Below are 8,578 nucleotides of genomic sequence, written 5' to 3'. Positions count from 1 at the left end.
AGCGCAGGTCCATCATGTCATTGGTCATCGGTGGTCTTTCCATCAGGTTGTGCTTGAACAACCCAACCCTACCGGAAAAAGCCGATGACCACCGCTAGCCTGATACACCACCTCTCGGGACGTCATCGCTGAGAAGGTAGCTGCAGCGATGGCACCACGGCACATCGGCGTTGCCGCCTATGCGGTTCAGGTCGATATGGAAAGCGGCGATATGAGCAGCCCCCGTCTACTGGTCCAGTTCGGCGAGATTGGAGAGCTCGCAGCGTAGCCAACGCCGCGCCGGCACAAGTCGGCAATGCAGCCACCACCATGACAACTCGACAGCAGGCCTGCTGGGACTATCTCAGGAGAACGAAGACGTGTGCCCCATTGCTACCGCAGCCGTCCCGAAAGAGGAGATCAGCGAACTTGATGCCGTACTCGCCTACCACGACGGCAATGCCCGCGCCGCGATCGAGACGCTTTTGAAGGACTGCCAGGACCTCCGCCTGCAGCTGGCGCTCGCAGAGGGCGCAATGAGCAGAGGCATGACGCGTGGCTGGTCCCCGCGCTACGAGCGAGACGATGCCTGAGGGATACGTGCGCGAATTGGTTCATCCGGGCGTGCGCGCAAAGATGCACTGCCTGTCGAAAGCGGAAGAGGTCGGCCAGCTCGTCAAGGTGCGGTGCGGCTATTGCAATGTCACGCACTTCTACCGGCCCGGCGATATCGTCCAACTCGTGGGAGACCTGACTATTCTCGAACTCGACGGAAGCTTCCGGTGCAGCCGCTGCGGAAAGAAGGAGGCCGTGAATGCAACCCTCGTGCTTCCGAGCGCTGCGGAGAGGATGACGATGACAGTCCGCCACCTAGTGAAGATCCGGAGCGTGAGGGTGCCGGTGTGGAAGGACGTTCGCGGGTAAGCCCGTCAGCAATATTGACAGAGCTCTGAGAACGCCGCCACCTTGGAGACCGGAGGATCGCCATGTGCAACTTGTATAACGTCACGACGAACCAGCTTGCGGTCCTTCAGGCAACGCGAGCGATGATCGACAGCCTCGGCAACCTTGAGCCCTCGCTAGACATCTATCCCGACTACAAGGCACCGATCGTGCGCAACACTCCTGCTGGTCGCGAGGCTGCGATGGTGCGCTGGGGATTGCCATCGTCCAAACAGGCGCTGTTTCAGGCTGCCAGCAAGCGCGCCGACAAACTTCGCGCCAAAGGCAAGGAAATCAACTTTGACGAGCTCCTGAAAATGGAGCCGGACGGCGGGACAACCAACGTCCGCAACACCTCAAGCAAGCACTGGACCCGCTGGCTGGGTGTGGAGAACCGTTGCTTGGTTCCCTTCACGCGCTTTGCCGAGCTGGACCCCGCCAGCAAAGCGGAGGGCGGCAGGACGCCCAACGCGTGGTTCGCGGCGAATGAGACGCAGCCGCTCCTGTTCTTTGCTGGAGCGTGCGAAAGGTCAAGGAAGGCATTGTCACGGCCGACCTGTTCGGATTTCTCACCACCGAGCCGAACGGGATTGTCGGGCCAATCCATCAGAAGGCCATGCCTGCGATCCTTCGACCTGGCGACGAGACGGAGACGTGGCTGACCGCCCCGTGGGAAGAAGCGAAGCGGCTCCAGCGACCATTGCCTGACGACGAGCTTATGCTCGTGCTGCCTCCAATGCCGGCGGGTTAGAGTTAGGCCGGCCCTCGTTCACCGCGATAGACCGTATGCGCCTCTTGAAGCGCCATCGAGATCAGGTAGTTAAGCATGGCGCCTCTGTCACCTTCTTTCCGGCTGATGACCAGCAACTCGGTCAGTGTCGCCTTGACGTATTCGCCTCGTGTCTCGCTCATCGCGCCCCTCGTAACGTGACCCAGGGAGCAGATTAGTAAAAACTTGGAGAATTACACCTAAAATTGCAGAACCTGCGTTCGCGCGGGTGAGCTGTGTATGAGGGTATGCAGCAGCCCGGCGGCATGTGCAATGTCGCCGGGTCTTACATCACGACACAATCTGGTAAATCGAGGCCGCATCCGCCTCTTCGCGAAGCCCCTTGAACGAGGCATGCCGAAGCTTCCCGTCCTTTGTCCAGGCTCGAAATTCCACCTCCGCCATAAGCACCGGCCTCACGAACACCCCCTTTCGCTTTTCGACATCGATGGCAGGCTTCGGGATCGCAATCGCGTCGAGCTGGCGCCGCAGCGCGGCTCCCGATCGAGCGGTGAAGCCGGTCCCAACGCCTCCGACATAGACCAACTCACTTCCCTTCCTTGCCGCCAACAGGAGTCGCCCGATGCCACCGAGCGCGTTGCGGGAAGGCTCATAGCCAAGGATCGCAAAGCCTTCGCTCTGCACACATTTGATCTTTACCCAATCTCCAAGGCGCCCGGAGCGGTAGGGCTTGTTATCGTTCTTCCCGATAATCCCCTCGAGCCCCAGGCCGCAGGCGACCTTCAGCAGCTCGGCGCCGTTGTCGCCGATTTCCTCGGACAGTCGGATGATGCCCCCGGGCACATGGCAAATTGCGTCAAGCATCGCACGCCGATCGTGGAGTGGCATTCCCATCAAGTCGTGACCATTGAGGTAGAGGAGATCGAACGCGTAGAACAGCGCCTCACCAGCGCGACGCTTGCCGCCTCGTCCGCCGAGCGCCTGTTGCAGCGCGCTGAAGTCCGACCGACCCTGTTCATCGAGAACGACGGCTTCGCCATCAAGGATCAGCGTTTGCGCTTCCATTTCCGCTGCAGCCTTGGCGATTGCCGGAAAGCGATCCGTCCAATCGTGACCGCCGCGCGTAACGACGCGGACACCCTCCAGCTCTTTGTGGACCGCCAGCCGGTATCCGTCCCACTTTACTTCGAAGGTCCACTCCGGGCCGTTCGGCGGCTCGGCAACCAACAGCGCGAGGCACGGCTCGATGCGCGCCGGCATCGGATCATGAAGTGTGGCAGATGGTGCGCCAGGTTTGCCCATGGCCCGATATCGCGTGATTTGCCATTTTGTTCCGCAGAGGAACCTTTCTACCGGCGAATTGTTTCAGATGTTGGGCCTGGATCCCCCTCAGGCCCAACGGCGCGTTGGTTTCGCGCGCCGCCGAGCCCCACGCTCGCAAGCCAGCGGAGGATTGACATGGCCTCCGCTGGCAGCGTGGCGTTTGGGACAGATGTGATCTAGGGCAAGAAGCAACTGCGCCATGACGCGTGTTACTGGGGAGGCCCGACCCTCCAGCAAGTGGATCCGGCCGCTAGTGTCTCACTGACGGCCGGACACGTTCACAGCAGAAAGTCGCTGCTGTCCAAATTTGAAAGCGATGGGATCTTGAATGAAATTCTGTCGCCGTTGCCGAAGTCGATTGTGGCATGTTCGTCGACAACCGTAGTAAGCGCCAAGACATCATCGATCGAGGCAAACCCAAAGGCGGTCAGGTCGATCTTATCGACGCCATCTTTAAAGTCTTTCACGCGATCCATTCCAGCTCCTGCAGCGAAGACGAAAATATCGGAGCCCGCGCCGCCCTTCAGTTCGTCTTTGCCCTCGCCTCCGAAGAGCGTGTCGTCTCCTCTGCCACCATCGAGACGGTCATCGCCCGCTCCGCCGATCAGGGTATCGTTGCCTGCGTCACCCGCGAGCTTGTCATTTCCAGCTCCTCCATCGATCGCGTCTGCTCCCTTCCCCCCAAAGAGCCTGTCATTGCCATCGTCGCCGTTCAGCACATCATCGCCGATGCCGCCGTTTAGCAAGTCCTTACCAGCCCCGCCTGAAAGAGTGTCGTTTCCGGATGCGCCGTAGAGTTTGTCGTTGCCGAAATTGCCGACGAGCGCATCGTCGCCCGCGCCGCCATGGAGTACGTCATGGCCGCGGCCGCCTCCGATATCGTCATCGTGGTTACCGCCTTTGAGCTTGTCACTGCCCTTATCACCACGAAGGTGCTTTCCATCCTTCCCATCGTCGTCGTTGTCGTTCACTTCCTTCTTTCGCTTCTCCAACTTGGCAAGGAACCTAGTCTCAAGCGACGACTCGATCAGATCGATGGATTTTTTCATGGCGTTTCCTCAATTCGCGTAAAGCCGTAAAGCTGTTTTAGGCTAGCGAACAATCAGGCATGATTCGTGAATTCTTGCCGCAGGAACCCCTTAAATCTTTAGGGATTTGCACACTATCTGAACAAACTGGATCACCCCTACAGCTGATACGCGCATCGCGCGCCAACAACGCATGGTTTTCGACAGCCTTGCTCTCTATGGTGTATGGCCTTCGCCAGTGTTGAAAATCTGCGTGTCGCGCACATCGCTCCGTTGAACCGCCGACAGCCCGCGGTATCCCACTCCACGACGCTGGAGGACGACGAAGCGTTGTGCGAGGCACACTTAGGGGGATCGCTATTGCAGCAACTCGTCGCGCCCCAACCTGGAAAGCTCCGCACGGATCTCTTCGACATCGCCGTGGTGGATACGTTCCAGCGACAATAGCTCTTTATCGCTCATCCGCGAAAGCTCACTCACCCGGTGATAACCATGAGAAAGCAGGACCACCGCAAGGCGGAGGCTCAGCCGAGAGAAATTCAGATCGTCGGACCCAGGTTTAACCATGCACCAATGGTAGTTCGTACATCGCCCTCCGCAATGCTCCAAAAGAAGGAAGCCACCGTAACTTTTGGCGGAACGGCGAATTTTGAGTATGCTGAACGCGTTACGCAGGACGAGGCATGAGGGGACTTATTTGTATGAATGCGCAGGGCAGGAAAATCACAATCGTCCAACAAAACGGCAAATGGGTGGTGTGCGTGAAATCAGATAGCCATTCAAGTCACCAATCGTTTGAGACGGAAGAGGAGGCTCGACGGTTCATACGTCAGCTATCTCTTAAGGACGACGCCGGCTAGTCCAGATCCTCCCGGAAGCGGCTCGACGGGTTTGGTATTGCGGAGGCCACAGTACCGGCGGGAGCCGATGAATGCGCCGAAGGCCAAGCTCCTCGCGGTTAGCTCGGCTGAGGCTGCAGACGCGGGTACCTTTCGTGATACCTATCGATTTCTCACGCGAAAGTCGGCGGCGACTTTCTGCGCATTCAGCATGTAGACGCGCATGCGATCGACTCGATACGAGCAAATTGGTGCGAGTCTTTGCGCTACGCGGCCGAGGGCCAACGTCACCAAATCTTAGAAATTGCGTTGGAAACGGATCACCCCGCCCCAATCATTTGCGTTCGGCCCCTCTTTCTCATCCATTTTGTTACGGAAGTCGATTTCCGGGATGATCTCGAACCCTGGAACGACAGCGTAGGCAATGTTGAGAGCGCCTTCGACGTCACCGCCTTCGTCGAAATTCATTGAGGCGTTTATGGTCGCCTTCTCGGTCAAGGAGTAAGAAGCCCCGATCCAGGCCGCCCAGTCTCCGTCCCAACGGGCATAGTTGTTTACCTCGTCGCCATCCGTACTCCAGCCACCCATTGCAAAAACTGAGAGATCGCCAAACGTCGCATCCAGGCGAAGCTTGATGGCGCCTGCTTCCATCGACTCGTCATAGGCGGCAACCAGACGGGCTTTGAAGGAGTCATTGACATAACCCACTGCACCGATGACGTCGGGAATGTAATTGTCATCAGCAACATTGTAATCGGTCACCACATCACTGTTCGGGTCGCTGTCATCCTCGATCGAGATCGCCGCAATGAAACCGTTCCCCGGGTCATAGGTGTAGCGAATTTGGTTCTGATGAAAGTCGCCGTAGTCAACATCATAGTAATCATTGACAGTGTTACCGGCATCCCCCGTGAAAGCCGTGTAGAGGGTGTCCACATATCCGACCAAAAAGCCAGCAAGCTCGATCGTACCGATTTCCAGGATTGCAATGTTGTCGGTGTTGTCGTCGCGGTCGAATTGCGTCTCAATGTACGTCTTCACCGCGCCGTACTCCGTATCCGTAGCCGTGCTGATGCGGAAATTGAAACGCGAGCGTGTAAACCACGAGTCCCCACCACCTCCAGGGTAGGTATCCTGACCGTTCGGGTCACCTCCGGCGATGTCAACACGGAGGTATCCGCCGATCTTCATACAGGTCTCAGTTCCTGGAATGTAGAAGTACGCCTCGCCGAAAGCGTCGCAGACCCGCACGAACTCCATGGGCTCGGGTTCAGCCGCCACCACCGCGTCAGCCGCGATCGCATCACTATTGGCCAGGACTATCGGCATTGTTGCCGCTGCAATCAGATATGACTTGAAGCGCATGATTCTACTCGCCGGTAAACACGCTGAACACACTGCACATTCTTATCAACGGCATCAAGGAGGTATGTTACCCGATCCTGCCCGCAAGAACGCGTCTCCCCGGCAACGTTGCACGATTGATGAGTTGACCTCCATAGAGGCACTGCCTATCGTAGGTTTCATCATTGCTATACAGCAGAGCATTATTTCACCAGTCCAGCACAGAAGCCTGAAACGCCGCGTTTGAACTCGAAGTGCAATCGACTTGGGGGCATTATGGCTATCGCAAGTGCAGCACATCAGAATACGACTAACGCCCCCCTCCCTTCTGATTCCGAGATACGCGGACAGCTAGACCGCATCCTCGCCAGCAAATTCTTCGACGCGAAGGGCCGTAGTCGGCTTTTCCTTGAGTATATCGTTGAGGAGTGCCTGGAAGGGCGCTCGCACCTCATCAAGGGCTACTCTATTGGCCTTGAGGTTTTCGGTCGCACCGCCAATTTTGACGCGCAGAACGATCCCGTCGTCCGCATTGAGGCAGGGAAACTGCGCCGAAGTCTCGAGCGCTATTTTCTTCTAGACGGTCAGAGGGATCGTATCCTGATCACGATCCCGAAGGGCGGGTATGTTCCGGTCTTCAATTGGTCCCCGACCGGCGGTCGCGACGCAGATCCAGGAGCCTTGGAGGATCTGCCAAATTCACCTCCTTGGTGGAGAGCAAAACGTCTTGCAGTTGGCATCTGCCTAGCCGCACTTCTTGGCGGAAGCGGAGTGGTTGTCCGCGATGTCTATCGTTCATTTGAAAGCAAATTGGAGCGAGAGGCAGAGGCTGATCGCCAGACTATTGTCGTCATCCCATTCGAAGATATCACCCAATCACGCCACGGGACTGCGCTCGCGAAAGGTGTAACGGACGAGGTAGTTGAACTACTATCGAAACTACCAAATCTGACAGTCATCGTTGCGCAGCATAACAAGCCTTCTGTTGCAGATGGCGATGTGTACTCCCGGGGGTACCGTTTCGAAGGGCGGCTGCGATTGCAAGATCGCCGGGCGCGACTCTCAACTCGACTGCTCACCTCAGACGGCTCGGTGGCATGGACGAGTATCGACGACGTCAATCTGACCACCGGGGATCAAATTGCACTTCAAGCGAAGCTCGCGCTGAGCATCTTATCGCGGCTGGCCAGTGGATCGAGGATCGTCAAAATCGAACAATAAGAAACAGGTTGTCGTGCACTGGGTTCGCGGGGCGCCCATCTCTCTCGCTCTTCTAAGTTACATTGAAACGAAGCCTCCGACATGTTCAATCGGAGGCTTCGCTCTTCCATAGACACAGAGCTCCGGGGGAGTAGCTCTGTCGCGGGTTTAGCCGCCGAGGGGGCGGCAAAAGTCTACGGCGACCCAAAATACCACATTTTATTCCGAAGCGGCGAATATCACCGCACGGTCGCGAGCCGTAACTGCGCTCAGTACGCCGCCTTCGCATAATTGCTGGGCGATCAACCACTTCGCCCGCGGCAGCGTTCATCGGCGTTTATCTTGCATAGATCAGTTACAAGGTGATTAGCCAGGAAAAGCCAGCATCTGCTTCTCCGCCCTTCGCCCGTTCACATTGTCGAGCCGCTGCAATATCTCCCGCATCACTCGGATATCGCCGTTCATGTCATTGAGGCTGTCCTGAAGCTCTTTCATCGCCGTGGCCGTCGTCGCAGTGGACTGCTCTGCCACAGTCAGCCGGTATTGAAGGTTGTCGATTTTGCCGATGTCCTTCTCTGTGCCCTTCACGCGCTCTTCGAGCTTCGCCATACTGGCACGGTATTCGGCTGACTTCTCCTTTCGGTCCTGTTCGATGGCTGTGCGCCAGGCCTGTAGCTCTTCAATGTCCCTGCTCTTGTCCACCCAGATCGCAACGCCGCCGACACACATGCCGACGAGCGTTATGATCTGGATGATCGTGTTCAGGTTCCATTCGAGCTTCGGGGCGCGTCTCGGTAGTTCCATAGCATCCACCTCTGCCATTTAGTCCCCTGCCTGCATGTGTGCTGATCGCGGAGCGCCTTGACGCGCGCCAACGCAATTCTCATCTTCTTGCTGTCTACCGCGGCGCCATGGATGGGCGCCGCAGGATTGGAGAACCGCCATGATCCAGCGCTACCTTCCCAAGGAAAGTTTCGTCGATCCTGCTGGCCTCTCAATGCTCGGGAGCACGTTCGACGAGATCTGCCGCCAACGAGGAATAGAGGCCGAAGGCCCAGAGGCAACTGCACTCGCTGGCCTCTTGCTCCGCCACTACCGCGCCGGCATCCATGACCGCGAAAAGCTGCTCGCCATGGCGGGCGAAGCCGATCAGGCTTTGTTCGGCGGCGCCCAATAGGTCAGCACCGCCGGCA

The 8,578-nt window shown here is 57.7% G+C and carries 9 protein-coding genes and 1 pseudogene; 4 read left to right on the top strand and 6 right to left on the bottom strand.

Annotated features, from left to right (window positions below):
• The first annotated feature begins 359 nt into the window (after nucleotides 1-359).
• The 3 genes and pseudogenes from HV823_RS26205 (at nucleotide 360) to HV823_RS26195 (ending at nucleotide 1,672) form a co-directional block, all read left to right on the top strand.
• Nucleotides 360-572, top strand: a complete 213-nt coding sequence (locus HV823_RS26205; RefSeq protein WP_343052096.1) for a hypothetical protein — start codon at nucleotides 360-362, stop codon at nucleotides 570-572.
• Nucleotides 565-903: a hypothetical protein gene (locus HV823_RS26200; protein WP_246302017.1), complete on the top strand. Its 339-nt coding sequence runs from the start codon at nucleotides 565-567 to the stop codon at nucleotides 901-903. The genes HV823_RS26205 and HV823_RS26200 overlap by 8 nt, the downstream gene beginning before the upstream one ends.
• 62 nt (nucleotides 904-965) lie before the next feature.
• Nucleotides 966-1,672: pseudogene (locus tag HV823_RS26195) on the top strand (SOS response-associated peptidase).
• A gap of 2 nt (nucleotides 1,673-1,674) precedes the next feature.
• Here HV823_RS26195 and HV823_RS26190 read toward each other — a convergent pair.
• The 4 genes from HV823_RS26190 to HV823_RS26175 form a co-directional block, all read right to left on the bottom strand.
• On the bottom strand, nucleotides 1,675-1,833 hold the full coding sequence (locus tag HV823_RS26190; RefSeq protein ID WP_176952605.1) for a hypothetical protein: 159 nt from the start codon (nucleotides 1,831-1,833) through the stop codon (nucleotides 1,675-1,677).
• Nucleotides 1,834-1,981: 148 nt separating this feature from the next.
• Complete coding sequence (ligD, locus tag HV823_RS26185; RefSeq protein WP_246302016.1) at nucleotides 1,982-2,953, bottom strand: non-homologous end-joining DNA ligase; 972 nt, start codon at nucleotides 2,951-2,953, stop codon at nucleotides 1,982-1,984.
• A gap of 299 nt (nucleotides 2,954-3,252) precedes the next feature.
• Nucleotides 3,253-4,023 carry a calcium-binding protein gene (locus HV823_RS26180; protein ID WP_176952604.1) on the bottom strand — a complete coding sequence of 257 codons (771 nt, stop codon included), beginning with the start codon at nucleotides 4,021-4,023 and terminating at the stop codon, nucleotides 3,253-3,255.
• A gap of 1,115 nt (nucleotides 4,024-5,138) precedes the next feature.
• On the bottom strand, nucleotides 5,139-6,206 hold the full coding sequence (locus HV823_RS26175) for a porin (RefSeq protein ID WP_176952603.1): 1,068 nt from the start codon (nucleotides 6,204-6,206) through the stop codon (nucleotides 5,139-5,141).
• Between the two features lie 255 nt (nucleotides 6,207-6,461).
• Between HV823_RS26175 and HV823_RS26170 the strand changes: the two genes are divergently transcribed.
• Nucleotides 6,462-7,406, top strand: a complete 945-nt coding sequence (locus HV823_RS26170; protein ID WP_176952602.1) for a hypothetical protein — start codon at nucleotides 6,462-6,464, stop codon at nucleotides 7,404-7,406.
• A gap of 345 nt (nucleotides 7,407-7,751) precedes the next feature.
• Here the strand turns inward: HV823_RS26170 and HV823_RS26165 are convergent, their stop codons facing one another.
• Together HV823_RS26165 and HV823_RS26540 are read right to left on the bottom strand one after the other, a co-directional pair.
• The gene (locus HV823_RS26165; protein WP_176952601.1) at nucleotides 7,752-8,207 is read right to left on the bottom strand and encodes a hypothetical protein; all 456 of its coding nucleotides are present in this window, start codon (nucleotides 8,205-8,207) and stop codon (nucleotides 7,752-7,754) included.
• Nucleotides 8,208-8,379: 172 nt separating this feature from the next.
• Nucleotides 8,380-8,578 (bottom strand): hypothetical protein (locus HV823_RS26540; protein WP_210270946.1); only part of this gene is annotated, 199 nt, incomplete at its 5' end.

It is taken from the genome of Mycoplana rhizolycopersici (assembly GCF_013378445.1).
In the GTDB taxonomy this organism is placed as follows: domain Bacteria; phylum Pseudomonadota; class Alphaproteobacteria; order Rhizobiales; family Rhizobiaceae; genus Mycoplana; species Mycoplana rhizolycopersici.
Note: the sequence above shows the minus strand (reverse complement) of the source record. Positions and strands in the feature narration are given on the sequence as shown.